Source organism: Rhizobium sp. NRK18 (assembly GCF_024385575.1).
Taxonomy (GTDB): Bacteria; Pseudomonadota; Alphaproteobacteria; order Rhizobiales; family Rhizobiaceae; genus JANFMV01.
Genome location: NZ_JANFMV010000001.1, coordinates 4,043,003 through 4,063,999, shown reverse-complemented (window position 1 = coordinate 4,063,999; position 20,997 = coordinate 4,043,003). Strand labels below are relative to the sequence as shown.

15 protein-coding genes are annotated in these 20,997 nt (G+C 61.4%); 10 read left to right on the top strand and 5 right to left on the bottom strand.

The annotated features are described in order from the left end of the window. The first annotated feature begins 1,270 nt into the window (after positions 1-1,270). From NN662_RS19255 to NN662_RS19230, 6 genes are read left to right on the top strand one after another with little or no spacing between them, the layout of a single operon-like run. Entirely contained in the window at positions 1,271-2,347 is a 1,077-nt protein-coding gene (locus tag NN662_RS19255; protein ID WP_315972605.1) for a sn-glycerol-3-phosphate ABC transporter ATP-binding protein UgpC, read from the top strand. Positions 2,348-2,380: 33 nt separating this feature from the next. Then, positions 2,381-3,676 (top strand): ABC transporter substrate-binding protein, encoded by a 1,296-nt coding sequence (locus tag NN662_RS19250; protein WP_261931816.1) that lies wholly within the window; start codon positions 2,381-2,383, stop codon positions 3,674-3,676. A gap of 58 nt (positions 3,677-3,734) precedes the next feature. Continuing rightward, positions 3,735-4,628 (top strand): carbohydrate ABC transporter permease, encoded by an 894-nt coding sequence (locus NN662_RS19245; protein ID WP_261931815.1) that lies wholly within the window; start codon positions 3,735-3,737, stop codon positions 4,626-4,628. Beyond that, positions 4,625-5,452 carry a carbohydrate ABC transporter permease gene (locus NN662_RS19240; protein ID WP_261931814.1) on the top strand — a complete coding sequence of 276 codons (828 nt, stop codon included), beginning with the start codon at positions 4,625-4,627 and terminating at the stop codon, positions 5,450-5,452. The genes NN662_RS19245 and NN662_RS19240 overlap by 4 nt, the downstream gene beginning before the upstream one ends. Before the next feature lie 4 nt (positions 5,453-5,456). Beyond that, positions 5,457-7,874: a glycoside hydrolase family 95 protein gene (locus NN662_RS19235; protein WP_261931813.1), complete on the top strand. Its 2,418-nt coding sequence runs from the start codon at positions 5,457-5,459 to the stop codon at positions 7,872-7,874. A gap of 13 nt (positions 7,875-7,887) precedes the next feature. Further along, positions 7,888-8,931, top strand: a complete 1,044-nt coding sequence (locus NN662_RS19230) for a LacI family DNA-binding transcriptional regulator (RefSeq protein ID WP_261931812.1) — start codon at positions 7,888-7,890, stop codon at positions 8,929-8,931. Positions 8,932-9,057: 126 nt separating this feature from the next. Here the strand turns inward: NN662_RS19230 and NN662_RS19225 are convergent, their stop codons facing one another. Further along, the gene (locus tag NN662_RS19225; RefSeq protein ID WP_261931811.1) at positions 9,058-11,376 is read right to left on the bottom strand and encodes an FdhF/YdeP family oxidoreductase; all 2,319 of its coding nucleotides are present in this window, start codon (positions 11,374-11,376) and stop codon (positions 9,058-9,060) included. A gap of 151 nt (positions 11,377-11,527) precedes the next feature. Next, positions 11,528-12,736: a DNA topoisomerase IB gene (locus NN662_RS19220; RefSeq protein ID WP_261931810.1), complete on the bottom strand. Its 1,209-nt coding sequence runs from the start codon at positions 12,734-12,736 to the stop codon at positions 11,528-11,530. A gap of 39 nt (positions 12,737-12,775) precedes the next feature. Here NN662_RS19220 and NN662_RS19215 point away from each other — a divergent pair, with 39 nt between their 5' ends. Then, on the top strand, positions 12,776-13,678 hold the full coding sequence (locus tag NN662_RS19215) for a formate/nitrite transporter family protein (protein ID WP_261931809.1): 903 nt from the start codon (positions 12,776-12,778) through the stop codon (positions 13,676-13,678). A 164-nt stretch (positions 13,679-13,842) separates the two neighbouring features. After that, positions 13,843-15,060 (top strand): NAD(P)/FAD-dependent oxidoreductase, encoded by a 1,218-nt coding sequence (locus NN662_RS19210; protein ID WP_261931808.1) that lies wholly within the window; start codon positions 13,843-13,845, stop codon positions 15,058-15,060. Positions 15,061-15,100: 40 nt separating this feature from the next. Here the strand turns inward: NN662_RS19210 and NN662_RS19205 are convergent, their stop codons facing one another. After that, entirely contained in the window at positions 15,101-15,739 is a 639-nt protein-coding gene (locus tag NN662_RS19205) for a BA14K family protein (RefSeq protein WP_261931807.1), read from the bottom strand. Positions 15,740-16,357: 618 nt separating this feature from the next. Here NN662_RS19205 and NN662_RS19200 point away from each other — a divergent pair. Both NN662_RS19200 and NN662_RS19195 read left to right on the top strand, forming a co-directional pair. Then, complete coding sequence (locus NN662_RS19200; RefSeq protein WP_261931806.1) at positions 16,358-17,098, top strand: sulfite exporter TauE/SafE family protein; 741 nt, start codon at positions 16,358-16,360, stop codon at positions 17,096-17,098. Between the two features lie 55 nt (positions 17,099-17,153). After that, positions 17,154-17,906 (top strand): SDR family NAD(P)-dependent oxidoreductase, encoded by a 753-nt coding sequence (locus tag NN662_RS19195; protein ID WP_261931805.1) that lies wholly within the window; start codon positions 17,154-17,156, stop codon positions 17,904-17,906. A 53-nt stretch (positions 17,907-17,959) separates the two neighbouring features. Here NN662_RS19195 and tpa read toward each other — a convergent pair whose 3' ends face one another. Together tpa and NN662_RS19185 are read right to left on the bottom strand one after the other, a co-directional pair. After that, positions 17,960-19,342 carry a hypotaurine--pyruvate aminotransferase Tpa gene (tpa, locus tag NN662_RS19190; protein WP_261931804.1) on the bottom strand — a complete coding sequence of 461 codons (1,383 nt, stop codon included), beginning with the start codon at positions 19,340-19,342 and terminating at the stop codon, positions 17,960-17,962. Positions 19,343-19,450: 108 nt separating this feature from the next. Beyond that, positions 19,451-20,956: a PLP-dependent aminotransferase family protein gene (locus NN662_RS19185; protein ID WP_261931803.1), complete on the bottom strand. Its 1,506-nt coding sequence runs from the start codon at positions 20,954-20,956 to the stop codon at positions 19,451-19,453. Between the last annotated feature and the right edge of the window lie 41 nt (positions 20,957-20,997).

Genomic DNA, 20,997 nt, shown 5'->3' with positions numbered 1-20,997 from the left:
GCAGCCCGGTAGCTCGTCAGGCTCATAACCTGAAGGCCGCAGGTTCAAATCCTGCCCCCGCAACCAATCCAGCACAAATACATAGCCGCTCCTCGCTAGGGGCGGTTTTTGCGCTCAGGGGGCGATATCAGTCCGAATGTCCGCGTTAGGGTTCGTCATCGGTCATCGTGCCGATGGCGATGGGGGATCTGTAACGTTCTGCATTGCCGGGGGACGCATGCATGAAGACCTGCAAGCCGCTGACATCCTGCTGCCCATGAGCGACTACCGCCGTGCTCTGGGAGACGAGTAGGGAGGGGCGCCGGCCAGCGGAGAGGTTTTTCCCGATCACGCTTGAATGGCCCGACTGTTTTAGAAACCCACGGGATAGTGATCTGCCGCTTGTCGAGCTCGACCGCCGACAGCATTCCGGTTCTGTCAGGCTTGCGTTTCCGGTTGTTGCGGACCGCGAGCTATTCGAACACATCATGCCCTGCCTGATCTCCGGAGCGCCAGGCCTGACGGAAAATCCGCCGGGTTCGGGCCAAAGTTCGCTTGCAGCGCCATGGTGTGGCGGCCGAGAGGTCAGGCGCGTCCTCCGGGCTTATCGACAGCCTGGATGCGCCGTGCGGTGAAGGCTTCACGCTCCCCGGCGATTGCCTCTTACTGCACATGCGGGAACCCACCGCGATGCGCCCTGGCATTTCACCTTGCCCGTGAACAACGGCGAGCGGGCCTGCACGATCGACCCGGTATCTGCCTTTTCCGCCTTCGGACTTGACGCTCCTGCCCGCCGCTGGAAGTTCGGAGTGGGTCTGCCGGCTGATCCCGCACCGTGGCGATCTGGAGGATGCGGCTCAAGGATCGGAGCGACAACGGGGGTCTCCTTCCGCAGGCGCATCACCCGTTCGCGCAATTCCGACGATTGCTGCGGGGAAGCGGCGACGGGAAAGGCGGGTTGGCTTCCGTCATCGTTCACTGTTGCGCCTTGCGGTCGACATTTCGGTCGAAGGACTGAATGCTGGTAGGATGACCGGGCAAGGCGTTCGCCGATCGGTGAGAGGCAGGTTGCCGAACCTTCAGCGTGCTGCTGACGGACAGAAAACGAGATCGATATCAATTGTAGGCAGTCCGATGTCGCCTTGTACATACCGCCAGATATGTTCGGCTATGGGCAGAACGATCGTTCGCTTGAGAGAACACGGAGATTTTGCGGAAGAGAACTGAAATATAGTTGACATCGATATCAACATGTAGATAACCGTATTGGTGAGGAAGAGGAGACTGTGCAGTGGGAGAATTTGTTCGCCTGGACGGAGTGACCAAGCGCTTTGGTGACGTTTACGCGGCTGTGAGTGCGGTCGATCTTTCCGTCGACGAGGGTGAGTTCATCGCGCTTCTGGGACCATCCGGCTGCGGCAAGACCACGCTCCTGAGAATGATCGCCGGTCTGGAAACCATCTCGGCAGGCAGCCTCTGCATTGACAATGAGCCGATGCAGGACAGGCATCCGCGCGATCGCGACATCGCGATGGTCTTTCAGAACTACGCGCTCTATCCGCATATGACGGTCAGGCAGAACCTGGAATATCCCTTGCGCCTGCGCGGTGTATCGCGCGAAGCCAGGGCGGCTCGGGTGGTCGAGATCGCCGCACTTCTCGAGCTCGAGGCTCTTCTCGATCGAAAGCCCGCCGCTCTTTCCGGCGGTCAGCGCCAGCGCGTCGCCATGGGGCGCGCATTGATGCGCAATCCCAAGATCTTCCTGATGGACGAGCCGCTTTCGAACCTCGATGCCCGCCTGCGCATGCACATGCGCGTCGAGATCGCCGGCCTTCAAAGACGGCTCGGCATCACAACTCTTTATGTCACGCACGATCAGATCGAGGCGATGACGATGGCCGATCGTGTCGTGATCATGAACGGCGGACAAGTGCAGCAGGTCGGTCGGCCGCAGGATGTGTACGATCGCCCGGCCAATCTCTTCGTTGCAACCTTCATCGGTGCGCCGGCGATGAATGTCTTCGAGATCGAACACCTGCCGATCGAGCCGAACGGTTCCGTAACCGCAATCGCGAAAGTCGGCATTCGTCCCGAGGATATCACCTTGGCGCCCGACGCCGAAGCGCCGGGCATCCGTCTGCCCTGCACCGTGTCGCTGGTCGAGACGCTCGGCGCTGATTCCATCCTGCACTTGACGAGGGTGCGTGGGGGCGAACGGGCAGCGGAGCCGGTCGTCCTCAGGATGAACGGCAATGCACGTGACTTACAGGGCCAGACGCTGGAGCTCTGTCTGCCGCTGTCGCGCCTGCACTTCTTTGATGCTTCGGGGGCGCGCGTCGAGCCCTCGCCAGCCTGGCTAAAGGCCTAAATTCGGCGCGTTGAAACTTTCTGGGAGGAAATCATGCGTGTTTCGAAATTCATCGTGCTGGCCGGGACGCTGGCCGTCTCATGGAATTCCTGGGCAGTGGCCCAGGAGCAGACGACCCTGACATTCTGGACCTGGGCTCCGCCCGCTCCGGTGGTCGACAGGATGGTTGCGGCCTTCGAGAAGGCCAATCCCAACATCGACGTCAAAGTGAACTTCCTCGAATCATCCGCCTATCAGCAGCGCCTGCCTCTGGCGCTCTCTTCAGGCGATCCGGTGGATGTCGCCGCCGTCCAGACGAGCAGCATGGTGAAGCTGGTCAAGGACTATCTCGAGCCCTTGCCGGAACTCTACAGCCAGTACGGCACGTCTCCGATCGAGACGCAGCTCGCGCCCAAGGCGCTCGAGCAGGCCAAACTCCTGGCGGGCGACGACACGCTTTACATCGCCCCCATGGGAACGCTCGGCTCGGTTGTTGCCTATTACAATCTCGATCTGATGGACGAACTCGGACTGCAGATTCCGAAGAACAGGGCCGAACTCGCTGCCTTCGTGAAGACGGTCAAGCAAAAGCGGCCCGATCTGGTGCCTGTCGCGTTCACCGGCGCAAACTGGTTCCTGGATGAGATCTGCGACACGATTATCGAGCAAGGCTCTCCGGGCTGGTTCAACAGGCTGCGGTATGACAAGGGCGGTCGCCTGGATTCGCCGGAGGCCAAGGCCGGTTTCGAAGCCACCGTCGGCCTCTTCAAGGACGGCATCTTCGGCAAGGATACCCTCGACCTCGACTATGGACGTTCCGTCGAGCTGTTCCAGCAGGGCAAATCGGTGATGTTCCTGCAGGGCACCTGGGAGATGGGCACTCTTTCCGTCCCTTTCCGCAAGGCCAACGGGATGAAGCTTGACAACGTCACGGTTTCGCCGTTGCCGGTCATGCTGGATGGCGGCACGCCTGCAATCCGCAGCTTCATCGAAGTCGGTCTCGCCGTGCCGAAGGCCTCCGAGCACAAGGCGGAAGCGACGAAGTTCGTGGAATTCATGACGTCGGGCGATGGCGTCTCTCAATGGGACGACACTCTCTTCGTGGTGCCGGCGAAGCAGAACTACACCCTACCGACGGACTACTTCTCCAGCGAAAGGGTCGCCAAGGATTACGGCGTGGTAGCGGATCTGATGCGCAATGCCTCAAGCGATCGAAACAATGTGTCGGACTTCTCCAATGTTGTCGGGGACGCCCTCATTCAATCGATAACGAGCGGCACGCCGGTCGACCAGCAGCTCAAGTACCTGCAGGGCGAGTGGGATAGCGGTCGCTATTCGAACGCCCTGTAATTCAGGCTGCCCCGTTGCGCGGTCAGCGCACGGGGCACTCTTCTCCGAAGGAAACGTCATGTCGAACCAGAAGCCGATCATCCATCGTCTCGGCCTGCGGGAATCCATTCTCTTCTTTGGCCCGCTCGCACTCATGTTCGCGGTCTACTATGTCTTTTCGACGGGCTTCCTGTTTTATACCAGCCTGCAACGCATCTCGATGTCACTGGTCAACGGCAAGTGGATCGGACTGCAGAACTTCGTGCTCCTGTTCACGGATCACCGCTTCCTCAAGGCCTTCGTCAACAACCTGGTCTTCGCGGGCGTCAGCATTGGCGCCGCCTTGACCCTCGGTTTCTTCATCGCCGTCACCCTGTCGGCAACATGGCGCGCACGAACCCTGCTCTACACGATATTTCTGCTGCCGGCGCTGATGCCCTTGTCGCTGGTCGCATCCGTGTTCCGCACCCTGCTGGAGGCGCGGTTCGGCTCGGTGAACGTCCTGCTGTCCGATATCGGACTGGGATGGATGGCGCAGAACTGGCTGATTGATCCGACGCTTGCCTATGGCGTGGTGATCATCCTTTTCGTCTACATCATCGGTCTGCCGGTGCTCTATTACACGGCCAATCTCAGCACCATCAACACCTCTCTGATCGAATCGGCCGTCATCGACGGCGCCGGAACCTGGCGTCTCTTCGTCGAAATCCTGTTTCCGATCATGAAGGGTACTCACCGGACGATTGTCATTTCCACGCTTCTGACCAGCTTTCGCGCCTTCGACATCGTCTTCTTCTCCACTGGCGGCGGCCCGGCCGGCGCGACGGAGATTACCGGTACCTACGTGTACGCGTTTTCAACCACCGGGGCGAATGTCGGATACGGGTCCGCGGCGGCCATCGCGACGCTGCTGGTGACCCTCGTTCTCTCCGCCATTCACATGCGGTTTTCCGGCAAGGATCGGCACCAATGAGCGCATCATCCGACATGCTGTATCGTCGCCGTTACGAAAAGATCGTGATGACGACATTCATCATCCTCTTGGCAGCGCTTTGGTCGCTGCCGCTGATCGCGGCGGTGTCACGCGGATTCGCCTTCAACGGCGTGCAGAACTTCATCGACGTGCTGACCCAGGAGATCGGCGGCGTGTCCTTGCTGCGCACCTATTTCAACTCCTTCGTCATCGCACTGACGCATGCGCTCGTTGTCGTGTTGATTTCCGCGCTTGCCGGCTACGGTTTCACATTCTTCGAGTTTCGGGGTCGCGAAGTCCTGTATTCGGTGGTGTTGATCTTCATGGCGGTGCCGCTCACCTCCATTCTGATTCCGCTGTTTTTCATTACGCGGGAGACGAACCTGCGCGACACGCTCATTGGCGTCGCTCTCCCCGAGGCCGCGATGACACTGCCCTTCGGTGTGCTTCTGGTTCGCAATTACGCGGAAAGCCTGCCGAAGACGTTCATCGAAGCGGCGCTGATGGACGGCGCCTCGCATTTCCGGGTCTTCGTCGACATCTTCGTGCCCCTCAGCAAGCCGGCGCTGGTCAATCTTGGCGCTCTTTCCATCATGTGGTCCCTGCAGGATTTCCTGTTGCCGTCCCTGTTTCTCTCGGACGTGACCCACACCACGGCGGCGCAAGCCGTGTTGCGCTTCAAGGAGGTGCTTGGCGCGACGCCATCGGGCATAGGACGTTACAATGCCAGCCTCGTCCTGCTGGCGGTCCCGGCCCTGCTGGTGGTGCTGTTCGGCTTGCGCTTCATCACGCAGGGCCTGACGGCTGGCGGCGTGAAGGAATGAAGAGATGAACGAGGACTGCAGACAGGCGGAGGCCGAAAGCCTCCCGACGACCGGGGATTGCCGCTTCCAGGACGAATATCACAGGCTCTTCTACAGTGCGCCGGGCCGCAATTTCAATGAAGCCCTTCCGTTGGGCAACGGCAACCTCGGAGCGATGATCCGGGGCGGCACGACCACAGACGTGATTTGCCTCAATGACGATCGCTTTTGGGCGGGACGGGATGCCCCCGCGCCGGTAGCCATGGGCCCCCTTGTTCTGGATGAAGTGCGCCGGCGTCTGTTTGCAGGTGACGTGGCGGGCGCCGAGGTTCTCGTCGAACAAAAGCTGCTCACCGAGTTCAACCAGCCATATCTGCCGGCGGCCGATCTGATCATCGGGTGGGATCACGAGGCCGTGGAGGGTTACACGCGACGGCTCGATCTCGGCACGGCGATCGCTGAGGTTGATTATGACGCACCGGAGGTCGGTCATGTCAAAAGACGGGCATTTGCGTCGGCTCCCGATCAGCTTTTCGTACTCGACGCCGGCTTCGACAATCCTTCACAGGCCAGAACCGTTCTTTCGCTCACGTCCAAGACCCGCCATGTGTCCCGCAGCACCGGTCGGGAACTTGTCATCTGGGCTGACGCGCCATCGATGGTGGACTGGTCTGGCGTGGACGAACGGGTCCGCGATGGCGAGAACATTTTTTATGAGGATGATCCGCCACGAAAATGCGTCACCGTTGTCCGCGTTCTCGGGGCATCCGTGGCATCGGATGGTGAAGGGCTGGTCGTCGAAGGCGATTTCACGCTGCTTGTCGCAACCTCTGTCGGATGTGAGGACGACGTGCAGCTTCGGGATTGCATGGACAGGCTAGATGCTGCCGAACGTTTGGGGTTGGCCAGTCTGCTTGAGCGACATGTGGCTGCCCATCGCGCACTCTACGACCGGGCCTCCCTGACGCTTGGCTCCCCGATCGGTCCGTCCGCCCTGGCGACGGACGAACGCCTGCAGCGCCAGGCGGGGCCCGCGCGCGACCCTGCCCTGGAAGCCTTGCTGTTCAACTACGGTCGCTATTTGATGATCTCGTCGAGCAGACCGGGGTCACGGGCGATAAACCTTCAGGGCATCTGGAACGACAAGGTACAGCCGCCATGGTGGTCCAATTACACCATCAACATTAACCTGCAGATGAATTACTGGCCGGCCGAGCCCTGCAACCTTGCCGAATGCCATCAACCGCTCTTCGATTTCATCAGTAGCCTGAGTGTGTTCGGCATGCGGACCGCGTCCGTGCAGTACGGGATGCGTGGCTGGGTTGCCCACCACCAGGTGGATGGTCGGTACCAGACCACCGCCATCGGTGCGCTCAACGGTCGGGCCCATGACTATCCGATCCGTTACGGCCTCTGGACCATGGGGGGCGCGTGGCTCTGCCAGCATCTCTGGCAACACTATCTGTTCGGCGGCGACAGAAAATTCTTGCGTGACACGGCCTGGCCGATCCTGCGCAGCGCGGCCGAGTTCTACCTTGACTGGGTGGTGGAGCTGCCGGACGGCAGCCTGACGACGGCGCCGTCGACATCGCCGGAAAACACGTATTTCCTGCCCGACGGAAGCCGCCACGCACTCAGCATCGGTGCGACCATGGACATCGCGATCTTGAGGGAGTTCTTCTCGACGATCGTCGATGCCGCCGCTGTTCTGGACATGCCCGAAGATGCGGTTGTGCTTGAAGCGGCAGCTGCCCTCACCCGGCTTCCGGGCTTTGGCATAGCCGCCGACGGGCAGCTTCTGGAGTGGAGCGAAGACCTGCCGCAGGCCGAGCACCCCCATCGCCACGTGTCTCACCTTTACGGCGTCTTTCCGGCGGCGCAGATATCGCCTGCCGAGACGCCCGAGCTTGCCGCCGCCGCTTCGCGCGTGCTCGAAGAGCGCGGCGATGTCGGCACCGGTTGGTCCTTTGCCTGGAAAGCGGCGCTCTGGGCGCGGCTCGGCCGTGCGGATATGGCCTATCGCAACATCGGGCACCTGCTGAACCCGGTCGACTCCACCATTGAGCGACAGGCCGATCTCGGCGGTGGCCTATATCCCAATCTTCTGACGGCCTGCCCGCCGTTCAACATAGACGCGAATTTCGGCTACACCGCCGCCGTCGCTGAAATGCTGGTACAAAGCCAGTCCGGCGAAGTCGTCATCCTGCCGGCTTTGCCTGGAGCCTGGGCCGATGGCGAGGCGCGGGGATTGAGAGGCCGGGGGCAGCTGGAAATTGATATGATCTGGTGCGGCGGCAGGCTCTCGGAGTTGCGGATCAGAAGCGAAATCGTGCAAGGTCGCACATTCAGACTGGAAGACGAGAAAATTGCCTTGACGCTGCCGGCGGGTGGAGAAGTCCGGTTGATCCGGTCTGCGGACGGCGGGATGAAAAGGGCGGCATGAGGGGAGGTCTTGGTTGAAATCGAAAGAGGATCCTGAGCAGGCGTCGACCATCACGCGGCCGCGCAAGCCGACCATTCACGATGTCGCTCGCGATGCCGATGTCGCGGTTGGCACAGTGTCGCGCTTTCTCAATGGTCGCCCGATCCGGATCTCCAGCCAGGAGCGGATCGAGGCGGCGATCGCACGGCTTGGCTTCGTCAAGAATGTCGCCGCCGCGACCATCCGCAAGGACGCCAGCCGGATGATCGGCTTCCTCGTTTCCTCTTATGATGAATTGCAGATTGCCATTCTGGCCGGGCTGACGGCCCGCATGCAGGCTCGGGGGCGCATCGTGCTGCCACTCACCCACGATGGCAGCCCGGACACGATGACGGAGGCGCTGCGGTTTTTCGAGGAACACAGGATCGAAGCGCTGATCGCCTCGGGTGACTTCGCGGCGATGCAGGCTTCGCCGCTGCTGACCGGGCTCGATACGCATATCATCCTCTTCAACAATGATGTGCCTGCGCTCGCCTGTGACAGGGTTCTGTTCAATGATGCCTCGGGCATGAAAAAGGCCGTCGAGCATCTTCTCGGCCTCGGGCATCGGCGCATTGGCCTGGTTGCGGGCCGCAAGGGGCACAGTTCGGCGGAAGGCAGACTTGCAGGATATTTGCGGACCATGTCCGATGGGCCGGGCGTCGACGAGACGCTCATCGTCGGTCATGATTGGGAGCGTCAGACGGGCTATTTTGCAGGTATCGAATTGCTTGATCGGCCGGATCCGCCGACGGCGGTCATCTGCGCCTCCTATTTGAGCGCGCTGGGACTTCTCGATCTTGCGCGGGAGCGCAACATCAGCATCCCGCGTGATCTTTCTGTCATCAGTTTCGGAGATTGCGACACCTTCGGACTGATCGGCCCCGGTATCGATGCGCTCAATATGCCGGTCAAGAAGATCGTCGAGCACATCGACTATCTCTATGCGAGCCGGGCGAAGGACAGACCCCGGACGCCGGCCCTGGTCGAACTGGAACTCATCGTACGGGGCTCTTCAAGCCAGCCGGCGACACCCTGACCGGTTTGATCATGAGGCCGCCTTGATGGGGCGGCCTCTGGCGCATCTCCTGTTCACCGAACGTATCGAAGGCCGGGATAGCGAGCGAGGGCAGCCAGCGGAGCCGGCGCGAGCACCGATGTCAGGTCATTCCAAAAGAAAGCGCACGGGCGTTCCCTTGTAGGCCGGCGTCTTAGAATGCTTTTCGTGGTAGGAGAGCGGAACGAGCGGGTTGAGTTCCGGGTAATATCCGGCAACGCAACCCGGCGGAAGATCGTATGGCGTAACGGTCAGGCCGGATACCGTGCGCTCCACCCCGTCATCAATGTCGCAGGTCAGCGACACGGTCTGCCCTTCGGTCAGGCCCAGCCGTCGCATCTCGTCGCGATTGATCAGCACCACGTTGCGGCAGCCCTCGAGGCCGCGCAGGCGGTCCGAATAGCCATAGATCGTCGTGTTGAACTGGTCGTTGGAGCGCAGCGTGATAAGCGTCATCCGTTCGGGAGAAGGTCCCGTGGCGCCGGCATCTTCACCCAGGCTGGTGATCGTCGTCGGCGTCGTGAACTCCGCCTTGCCGCTCTCGGTGTCCCATTTGCGCTCGCGCGCCGAATTGCCGCGATAGAAGCCGCCGGGCTGATGAAGCCGAGCGTTGAAGCCGTGAAACTGGTCCGGGTAAGTTTCGGCGATGAGGTCGCGGATCAGGTCGTAATTTGCTGTCCACTCGTCCCATCTCAGTCGTGGGTTTTTTTCGAGAGTGGCTTTGGCAAGACGGCAGATGATCGCGACTTCGGAGAGCAGCATGTCGCTCGGCGGTTCGGCATTGCCGATGGAGCCGTAGATATGGCTGAGGGAATCCTCCATCGAGACCGCCTGGCGACCGGTCGCCTGCTCGTCGATGTCGGTCCTGCCGAGACAGGGCAGGATATAGGAAACGGCACCCGGTGTGAGATGCGACCTGTTGAGCTTTGTGGCGATGTTCACCGTCACGCGAAGGCGCGGCCAGGCGTCCTCCATGCGGGTCCTGTCGGGCAGGGCACGCACCAGATTGCCGCCGAGCGAGATCAGCGCCTTGACCGACCCGTCGAGAATGCCTTCGCACGTCTCGACCGCGTTCCGTCCGTCCTCGCGCGGGGCCGTGAAGTTGAACATGGCTTCGAGCCTGTCGAGGGGGATGCTGGCGGTCTTCTCGCCGATGCCCACCGTGCGCTGGCCCTGGACGTTGGAATGGCCGCGAACCGGAGAAATGCCGGCGCCCGGGCGGCCGATATGGCCGCGAAGCAGGAGAAGATTGACGAGCATGCCGAGGTTCAGCCAGCCGTTGACATGCTGCGTCAGACCCATGCCGTAAATGCCGATGACCTTGGAGGAGGCGAGATAGACATCCGCCGCTTCCGAAATCATGGCGCGGCTCAGCCCCGAATGCGCCTCGATATCCGCCCATTGCATGGCTTCGACGGCCGCTCGCATCGACCTGAAACCCGTGGTCTCCCGGTCTATGAACCCCCTGTCCAGAGCGGTTCCGGGAGCCGCGTCTTCGGCGGCGAACACGCATTTCATCATTCCGGCCAGCACCGCGATATCGCCGCCCGGCCGTACCTGATAATACCGGCTGGAAATTTTCGTCGCCTTCCCGACAGTCATCTGGACGATATTCTGCGGATCGACGAACTCGATCAGGCCGCGTTCGCGCAAGGGATTGAAGGTCACGATCGTGCAGCCGCGGTCAACCGCCGCCTTCAGCTGATGCAGGAAGCGCGGACTGTTGGTGCCGGTATTCTGGCCGAAGAAGAAGATCGCATCGCACTGTTCGAAGTCTTCCAGCGTACAGGTGCCGACAGGCGTGCCGATGAACGTCTTCAGGTTCACGGACGTCGTTTCGTGGCACATGTTGGAGGATTGCGGCAGGTTGTTGTTGCCGTAGACGCGGGCAAGGAGCGCGTAGAGATAGGAGGCTTCCAGGCCGGCATGGCCCGATGCATAGAAGACGGTCTCCTTCGGCTCCAGCGCCTTGAGCTCCGCTCCGATCTCGGTGAAGGCTTCGCTCCAATCGACGGGAACATAGCGGTCGGTCGCCGCATCGTAACGCATCGGATGCGTCAGACGTCCGGCATGTTCGAGATCGTGATCCGGCCAGGTTTTGAGCTCCGTGACCGTGTGTTCGGCGAAAAACTCCGGCTTCACGCGCTTCGGCGTGATCTCCCAGAGTGTCGCCTTGGCGCCGTTCTCGCAGAACTCGAAGGTCTTTGTGTTTGCCGGCTTGGCCCAGGCGCAGGAAGAACACATCACGCCCTTTGGCTTGTTCAGTTTGGCGAGCACCTTGAGTGCCATGGGAGAGTTGCGCTCTTCGCCGTAAATTCGAGCCACGCCCTCCAGTGAACCCCAGCCGCCGGTCGCGCGGTCGTATTCGGGCGTTTCCGGATCATGCGACACCGCGCTGTGCGACCTGCCTGCATCATAGTCGTTCATTGCCGTTTTCTCCTCTTCCTCCCATCGACATCGAAGGGCAGATCATCTCCGGAGATGGCCGCACGCAGCCGTAAAAAATCGCCAGGAGGTCGATATGAAAACGCGGGGCCGCCAGCCTTTGTTCCTGGGTGCGACATTGATGCGGGGCTGCTCAAAGGTGATCCGCGATCCGGCTTCTCAGAAACGCCAGCAACAGGGATTCATTCGTGCTCAGTCCCCGATGGAGTTTCGCTCGCCGCCCGCGCCAGTTGCGGAAACGTTTCAGTATGTCCGCATCCCCGGAGGCCAGCGCCAGAACGCGTGGATGGACATAACTCTTGCGGCATATGGCCGGTGTGTTGTGAAGTTCAGCCGCTGCTGCCTCGCACAATGACTTTACGGTCGGAACCGTACCGGCATCGAGGGCCGCGACGGCGCAACCGAAGGCCGCAACCGTGCCGCCCCAGGTGCGGAAGGATTTCGCCGAGATCGCCTGTCCGGAAATGGTCTTGAGGTAGTCGTTGAGCCGGCCGGAATCGATCGATGCACGGCGCCCTTCTCCATCCGACCAGGCGAAAAGCTGCCGCCCCGGCAGGTCGGCGATCTCTTCGAGAAACTTTTGGAGGCGCCTGTTCTTGAGCGTCTTCTGGACGCGGTTCCCACCCTTCGCCACAAAACGCAGCCTGAGCCGCCCGTCCTCGATTTTCAGATGCCTCTTTTCCAGGGTCGTCGCGCCGAACGTCCGGTTCTCGATGGCGTAACGCTCGTTTCCCACACGGATATGAGTGAGATCGAGCAGCATGACGAGGGCCGCCAGCACGACCTTCTCCGCATCGCGACCATCGGCGATGTCGCGGGCAATTCGTCGACGGATGCGTGGCAAGGCGCTGCCCATCTGCTGGAGCTGGGCAAATTTCAGACCGCTGCGATGCTCCTGCCAGTCGGGATGATAGCGATATTGCTTTCGCTTGCGCGCGTCGAAACCCGTTGCCTGCAGATGCCCATGAGGATGGAGGCATATCCAGACATCGCTGTAGGCCGGGGGAACGCCGAGCCCGTTAATTCTCAGGATGTCGGTCTTGCTGCGCAGCCGTTTGCCGTCCGGCGTGTGGTAGCTGAAACCGTCGGCACCTGCGCGACGCGATATTCCGGGCTCGCAGTCGCTTGTGAAGACCAGACCGATCTGGGCGATCGCGCTCTGCGCCTTTTTCGCGGATTTGTGGCGCTCACGCGCGATCGACGGTGCGCCGACGTGTTCCTCTGTCATGTTTTCCTCCCGGACCGAGGGAACAGATTGGCCCGTCAAATTGTTCCTGACGCGCCAAAAGTCATGATCAGCAATCCGGCTTTGAGGGTGGCCAGTCCTGGCCGATCCGGGCATTCGATGACAAGGCCAGGCATTCGATGACAAGGAATGAGCATGACTTCGATATCCGGAACAGACGATGAGATCGTTGGCAAAGGGCCTGCCGATGCCGAGCAGCCGGCCGGTCGCGATGACGAACACCTGAGCCGAAACGAAAAGCGGGAAGTGGATGAACGCGTCCAGCTCAGACCCGTTGCCGTCTACGAAATCGTCAGAAAGGAAGGGGAGTCCGAACTCGCCAGACCGACCAGCAGCCTGTTGTGGTCGGGATTTGCCGCAGGTCTGTCGATCGGCTTTTCCGTCTTCACGCAGGCAGCCTTGCGCCATTACCTTCCGGATGCGGAGTGGCGGCCGCTGGTGGAATGCTGGGGCTATGCCGTCGGCTTCCTGATCGTCATTCTGGCGCGCCAGCAGCTCTTCACCGAGATCACGCTGACCGCCGTCCTCCCCTTCCTTGCCAAGCCCGATATCAAGTGCATCTGCTCCATCGCCAGGCTCTGGTCGCTCGTGTTTGCGGCCAATCTGGCCGGCACGCTGATTTTCGGAGCGGGACTGGCCTTCGATATTCTTCACACGCCCGAAATCCGGGCCGCTGCGCTGGAGATCGCCAACGAGGCGATGGAGCCCTCGCGTGGCTACATGTTCCTGCGCGCCGTCGCTGCCGGCTGGCTGATCGCCACGGTCGTGTGGCTTTTACCGTCGGCGGAGAGCTCCCGTTTCCCGGTGATCGCGTTGATGACCTATCTTATCGCGCTGTTTCACCTCTCCCACATCGTCGCCGGATCGGTCGAGGCGTCTTCGCTGATATTCTCCGGCAGTCTCGACATGGGGCAGGCCATCACCCATTTCTATCTTCCGACGCTGTTCGGAAATGTGTTTGGCGGCAGCGCTCTCTTCGCCCTCGTCAGCTATGCCCAGATTGCCGAAGAACTCGATATGTCCGCCAGGGAGAAATAGGAACCGTTCACGTTCAAAAAGGGGCAACAGGCCCTGCCTCGGTGCCTGCCTTGGCCGGCAAAATAGGGAGTTTCGGCCTTGGCCGATCCAGCTGCGTTGCCGGCCAGCCAACTGATGAAATCGGCCGGGATTGCCGCCATACCAACCGCGTCAGGATCTATGCGATGACAATCACGACCAAGGCGGACCTCCGCGCCGCACGACCTTTCTGGGCCGCGACACCGGATATCCGCGTCGAAACGCAGGCGCTCCCGGAGCGCAAGGAATATGACGTGATCGTCGTCGGTGCCGGCATTTCCGGTGCGATCGTTACCCGGATGCTGGCAGGCAAAAACCGCCGCATTCTGGTCGTCGACAGACGGTCGCCCGTTCATGGGTCGACGATGGCGAGCACCGCCATGATCCAATACGAGATCGATGTGCCGCTCTTCAAGCTCTCGGAGATGATCGGGGAAGACAAGGCCGTCAGGGCCTGGCGAAGATCCGCCAGGGCGGTCGAGGACCTTGTGGACCTGATGAAGAAGCACTCTGTCGATTGCGCCTTGGAGGAAAAGAAGACGCTCTTCCTGGCCGGTGACGACCTTGGCTACCGGGCGCTTCGCAAGGAAGCGGAGTTGCGTGCCGCCAAAGGCCTTTCGGCGGAATATCTGGAGGGCTCGCGGCTGGTTGAGGAATACGGGCTCGAAAGGACAGGCGCGATCCGCTCGGATCGTTCGGCCTCCGCCAATCCCGCCCGCATGACAGCGGGGCTCTTTCGCTCGCTGTCGCAAGACGAGGTGACCGTCTGCAGCCCTGTCGAGATCACCGATTACCGGGAAAGCGGCGACGAAGTGGTGCTGGCGACCGCCGACGGCCAGCTTCTTTCGGCCGGACATGTCGTCTTCTGCTCCGGTTACGAGTTTCTGAAGCCGATGCAGAGCGGGCATCATCAGATCATGGCGACATGGGCGGTGGCAACGCAGCCCCATGCGCCGAGGCCGGCCTGGCTAAGCTCCCACATCGTCTGGGAGGCGAGTGACCCGTATCTCTATTTTCGCGCCACGCCGGACGGTCGCATCATCGCCGGCGGCGAGGACGAAGCGACGTCGGCAACCATCACCGATCCCGATATCATGAAGCGGAAGATCGCCCGCATAGGCGAGAAGCTCGAAGCGCTTCTCGGGCGGCCGGTCGGCAAAATTGCCTATCGGTGGTCGGCGCGTTTCGGAACGACGGATGACGGCCTTCCGATCATCGATCAGGTCCCCGGCTGCAGCCGGGTTCTCTCCGTCATGGGCTTTGGCGGAAATGGCATTACCTTCAGCATGATTGCTGGCCAGATCGTCAAGAGCCGCATTTCCGGCAAGGACGATCCGGATGGCGATCTTTTCACCTTCCGATAAAACGGCAGATCCGGCGAAGGTCCGGCGGGGCGTTGTGAAATTACCGGCTTACCGGCGAAATGCAGGGACGGATATCGCCGCTATAGGATCGATACGTGTCGGTGCTGACATCGTATGAACGATAGTGGGACTGGCACCAGGCAACATGACCGGCGTCGCCGCCCGCGAGATCCTGCTGCGCCACGACCTGCTCGGCGGGCGTACTCGATGCGCCGGGATAGGCGCAGGTGCGTGTTTCGCCGCTATAGGCCCGATAGGTGTTGGTCTGCGGATCGTAGGAGCGATAGCGATTTCCGCACCACGCCAGCTGTTCCGGCGAAATCTGCGACTTGGCGCCGCTGTCTGACTGGAGGGTTGCGCTGCTGTCAGCCGACGAAATCTCGCTCACTGCATCGGCGGATATCGTCGCGGAGGTGGAAGTGGCACTTGCTGTTTTGCGTTCAGCCGCTCTTTTCGCGTCGCGCTCGGCAAAGGTGGACAGTCGCGGTGCCAGGCGTTCCATCTGTTGGCTGGCGATATCGACGCGTGTCGGCTTAGAGACCCAGAGTTGTTCGGCTTCCGACGGGCGCAACGGGCTGCTGCCCGAATAGGGCGTGACCAGCGATGCCACGGCGACGCCCGTCCAGACCAGCGCGATGGAACTGGCAATCCCAAAGGTAAGTGTGGCGACCGAACTCATTTTGTCCTCCAGTTCCCGACTGTTCCTTGATCGAAGACCGGTCAGACATCCGTAGGCATCTTAAGAAATGCGTGTGCTGGCTCGGCTCCGGACCTTCACCTAACAGACGCATGTCGAGCATATTTGTTCCCGACGAGCCTTGTTTTTCACCTTGTCTATCATTTGCATCGCCGCTTCTGCGACGGTCCTCAACATTCGGGGAACAAACCTGTGGCTTGATCGTTTTCAACAGGCCTACCAAGGAGAGATATCATGAACGGAATTATCTATCTTGTCGGCCTGGTCGTCGTTGTTGGATTTATTCTTTCGATGCTCGGATTTGCGTGAGCGTCATTCGACTGCCAAGCCTTTGAAAGTGAGCCGAAGTGCCATCCGGGACTTCGGCTCCTTTGCGTTTTGATGGTGCATCGACCCGTTCGACGAAGATGCACCTCGATGCATAAGCCTGCCCCCAACGACAGTATTGCGATTCCACTCATCCAGCGCCACGCCGCTTGGGGCCGCTGCGTGGTCCCATGGACGCTGAAGGCTGGTCCTGTACGATCGATGCCTGCCGTCCTAGAAGTGAGGGTGCGGTAGAAATTTCGGGCAGCGTGCGCAGCTGGAACAGGACGGCGGATGGAGTTTCTTCCAAACAGCATGGTTTCATTCGGCGCCGCCTTTTATCGGGGGATTACCGGTTTCGGTTATGCCCTGATCATGGCGATCGGCGTTTTCGGCGCCGTATCGCCCAACCTGCTCGTGCCACTGATCCTCGTCAATGATCTGGTCCTCACGGTCCTGATCCTGCTTGATCGCAAACATGGTGCGGTGGACTGGCCGGTTGCCCTGTTCCTGCTCTTCTTCGGCTTCTTCGGGGCCGTTTCAGGAGGCTTTCTGGCGGGTTTCCTGGACGAGGGCACCACGCGGCTGATGATCGCCGTGGTCGTCTTCGGTGCGGCCCTCGTCGCCATGATCCACGAGCCGCCACGCTGGCTGTCGGGAAAAGTGATCGGCGCCATCACCAGTCTTGTCGTCGGCCTGTTGCTGGCAACCTTTGCCGTCGGCGGTCCCCTGATTGCCGTCTGGCTTCTGGCCGGAGGGACCCGGCGAGAGACGACGCGGGGAACGCTCGCCATCTTTTTCGGTGCGGTTGACCTCTTCAGTATCCTGAGCCGGTTGTCCCTGGGGCAGATAGACCCGCAATTGCCGCTGCAGGCGCTTGCCTATCTGCCCGTGACGATAGCCGGTTACTATCTCGGACATTTCATCGGGCCAAAGCTCAGCCACAAGGCCTGGGTGCGGGTCGGCGCCGGCGGTCTGGTCCTGATTGCGGTCGTCAGCGCCTTCAAGGCGTTCCGGATGATCCACTCCGGTTAGGCACCGGTCCACGGACGGTCGCAGCTCCAAAAAATCTGACAACGGAAGGTGTAACATGACGAAGACAGCAATGATAACGGGGGCCAGCTCCGGCTTTGGCGACGCGATCGCCCGGAGGTTCGTGCGCGAAGGCTGGAAGATCATCGTCACCGGCCGCCGCAAGGATCGGCTGGAAACCCTGGTGGACGCGCTTGGCGGACCGGACCTGGTCTGTCCGCTGGTCTTCGATATTCGCGACGAGGCGGCGACACGCGAAGCGCTGGCCGCAATACCCGACGCCTTCAAGGACATTGACGCGCTGATCAACAATGCCGGTCTCGCGCTTGGAACCGGACCGATCGATCAGTGCGACCTCGATGACTGGAAGGTGATGATCGACACGAACATCACGGGCCTTGTGACCATCAGCCGGCTTTTGATCGACACGCTGATCGCCCGAAAGGGGCTGATCGTCAATCTCGCCTCCGTGGCGTCGAACTGGCCCTATCCGGGCGGCAACGTCTACGGCGGCACCAAGGCCTTCGTGCAGCAGTTCTCGCTCGGACTGCGCTCCGACCTCCACGGCAAGGGCGTGAGGGTGACCTCCATCGAGCCGGGCCTGTCGGAAAGCGAATTCACGCTCGTGCGGACCGGGGGCGACAAGGCGGCCTATGACCGGCTCTATTCCGGTGCCGATCCGCTGCAGCCGGAGGATATCGCCGAAACAATCTACTGGGTCGCGTCGCTGCCGGCGCATGTGAACATCAATTCCGTTGAAATCATGCCCGTCAGCCAGTCCTGGTCGCCGTTCCAGGTCGCACGAAAATAGGGAGCAGGCATGGCCCGCTCCCTTTCGTGTGTTTGTCGGATTGCGGGCGGAGCCTAGCCGAGAACCTTCGTCAGGGCCTTGTCGATGGCATCCGTGATGGCGTCGACATCGGCGGCGGTGATGATCAGCGCCGGGCTCAGGCACAGCGTGTTGTTCAGACCGGGCACGGATCGGTTGGTCGCGCCGATGATCACGCCTTGCGCCATGCAATCGGCAACCACGGCCTGGACCTTCTTCTCCTCCAGCGGCTCCTTGGTCTTGCGGTCGGCGACTAGCTCTGCGCCGCAGAACAGCCCAAGCCCGCGCACATCGCCGATCGCGGCGTGCTTTTCCTGGAGCGCCCGAAGATTGTCCAAAACGCGGTGGCCCATGTTCGTCGTGTTCTCGAGCAGGTTTTCGTCCTCGATGATCCGCATGTTCTCGAGTGCGGCAGCCGGTCCGGAGACGCATCCGCCGAAGGTCGAGATATCGCGGAAATGCGAGAGTGTGTCGGTCGGATCGTCCTTGAACATGTCGAAGATCTTTTCCGTCGTCACGGTGCAGGAAATCGCCGCATAGCCCGAGGCCAGACCCTTGGCCATCGTCACGAAGTCGGGCTCGACGCCGAAGTGCTGGTAGCCGAACCATTTGCCCGTCCGGCCGACACCGCAGACGACCTCGTCGATGTGCAGGAGGATATCGTACTTGCGGCAGATTTCCTGAACCCGCGGCCAGTAGCCCTTGGGCGGCACGATCACGCCGCCGCCTGCCGTTACCGGCTCAAGGCACAGAAGACCGATCGTGTCGGGGCCTTCGCGCAGGATGACCTCCTCGATGGCATTGGCCGCCCGTTCGCCGTAATTGTCGATATCGCCCCACTGGCTGCGGTATTCGAGGCAGTGCGGCACTTCGACGAAGCCTTCCGGCAGGGGCCCGTACTGAGCTTTGCGCTCCTCCTGTCCACCGGCGGCGAGGCAGCCGAGCGTGGTGCCGTGATAGTCGCGGTCGCGATAGAGGATCTTGTATTTCTTGCCGCCATGGTGGCGGTGCGAAATCTGCCGGACCATCTTGAAGACCTTCTCATTGGCCTCCGAGCCGGAGTTCGAATAGTATACCCGGGTCATGCCGGGCATCTTGGTCATCAGCTTTTCGGCAAACAGAGCGCTTGGGACCGAACCCGACGCGCCGGCGAAATAGTTGAGCTTGACGAGCTGGTCGCGGACCGCGTCGGCAATCGACGTGCGGCCGTAGCCGACATTGACGGTCCACACGCCGCCGGAGACGGCATCGAGGAACTCGCGACCGGTCGCATCCCACAGGCGCATGCCCTTGCCCTCGACGAAGACGCGCGGATCGATGGTCTCGAATGGCTTGTGCTGGATGAGATGGTGCCACACATGGGCACGATCGGCTTCGATGACATGGCTGAGGTCGTTGGGATTGGCAGCGATACCCATGATGCGCTCCTTGGCGGTTCGGTGATCGCTATCCATAGCATGGGGCCGCTGCCGGGCGGAGGCCAATCGGCGCTCTGGCTCCCCCAAAAGCCGAACCTGGCTGCCGGGTCAGGACCGGCAGTCGGAAATGGCTTCGGAAAGCAGGGCAAGGCCCGGGCCGATACGCTTTTCCGCAATCGCGGTGAAACCCAGACGAAAGAAGCGCCGCCCGGCCGACGCATCGGCGAAGAAGGCCGCGCCCGGCTCGATCAGGACGCCTTTTTCGCGGGCAGCCGCGGCAAGGGTCACGCAATCGACCCCCGGAGGAGCCTCGACCCAGAAATTCTTGGCGCCCGGACTGCGCTGCCAACGGCAGTCGGAGAGGTGTTCACCAAGCATTGTCGTCATGTGCTGGGCGCGTTTCGCCAGAACGATGCTCATCCGGTCCATGTGCTGGCGATAGTGACCGAGCGCGATGAAGGTCGCCAGAATGCGCTGATTGTTGATCGGCGGATGGCGCAGCAGCAGGCGGCGAAGCACGCGCAGCTCCCGGATCACCGAGGGCGGCGCGACGATGTAGCCGATGCGCAGACCCGGCGCGAGTGCCTTGGAAAAGCTGCCCACATAGACGACGCGTCCTGTCCGGTCGAGGCTCTTCAGCGACGGGACGTCCTGTTGCGGATCGGTCGAAAGCCCGCCTTCATAGTCGTCTTCGACGATCAGGACATTGTCCGCCTCGGCGCGTTCGAGGAGCGTCTGGCGCCGTGAAAGCGGCATTGCCGCCGTCGTCGGACAATGGTGGCTGACCGTCAGGAAGGCGATGTCGCAACGGCCGAAGGTCTCGTCGACAATGACGCCGTCGCCATCCATGTTGAGGTTCTGCCGACCGCTGGAGGCCAGATCTACCATGTTGCGGAGGTCGGCATAGCCGGGATCCTCGACGCCGACGATCGTGTCGCGGCCGACCATCAGCTGCACCAGCATCGACAGCGCCTGCTGCGAACCCAGCGTGACGATGATCTCGTCCGGATCGGCAAAGATGCCGCGTGACGGCAGGACCTGCACGCGCAACTGCTCGACGAGGTCCGGGTCGTCGTCATCCACCTGATCGCCCGCCCAACCGTAGATTTCCTTGACGCTCGATGTCACCCGGACCGCTTCGCGCCAATTGTTGGTGGGAAAAAGGGACGGGTCGAACTGTCCGAAAACGAAGGGGTAGGGGAAGGCGAGCCAGTCGCGCGGCTTGTCGATCTGCCGCTGGAGCGAGGGGCGGATCGCAAAGCCCGACTGCCAGCGCAGAGAACCCGCTTCATCCCGATGCCGGTCGGATGGGTGTTCCTGAAGTGACGGCGCGACGTAAATGCCCTGCCTTTCCGTTGCGACCAGAAAGCCTTCGTCCACCAGGGTCTGGTAAGCGCCCGTCACCGTGTTGCGCGCCACATTGAGCAAGGCGGCAAGCCGCCTGCTTGACGGCAGTCGTGCCCCTGCCGTCAGCGTGCCGGTCTGGATGGCATAGACCAGCGCACGCCGGATCTGGACATTCAGCTCGACGCCGTTGCGGTCGACCCCTGAAAATAGGCGGGTCCAGACGATGTCCGGATGTGTCGGTGCTGACTTTGAGATGTTGATGCTCATCGGTTCGGGTTGTGCGGCAGAAGCTGGTGCAGGGCCCATCT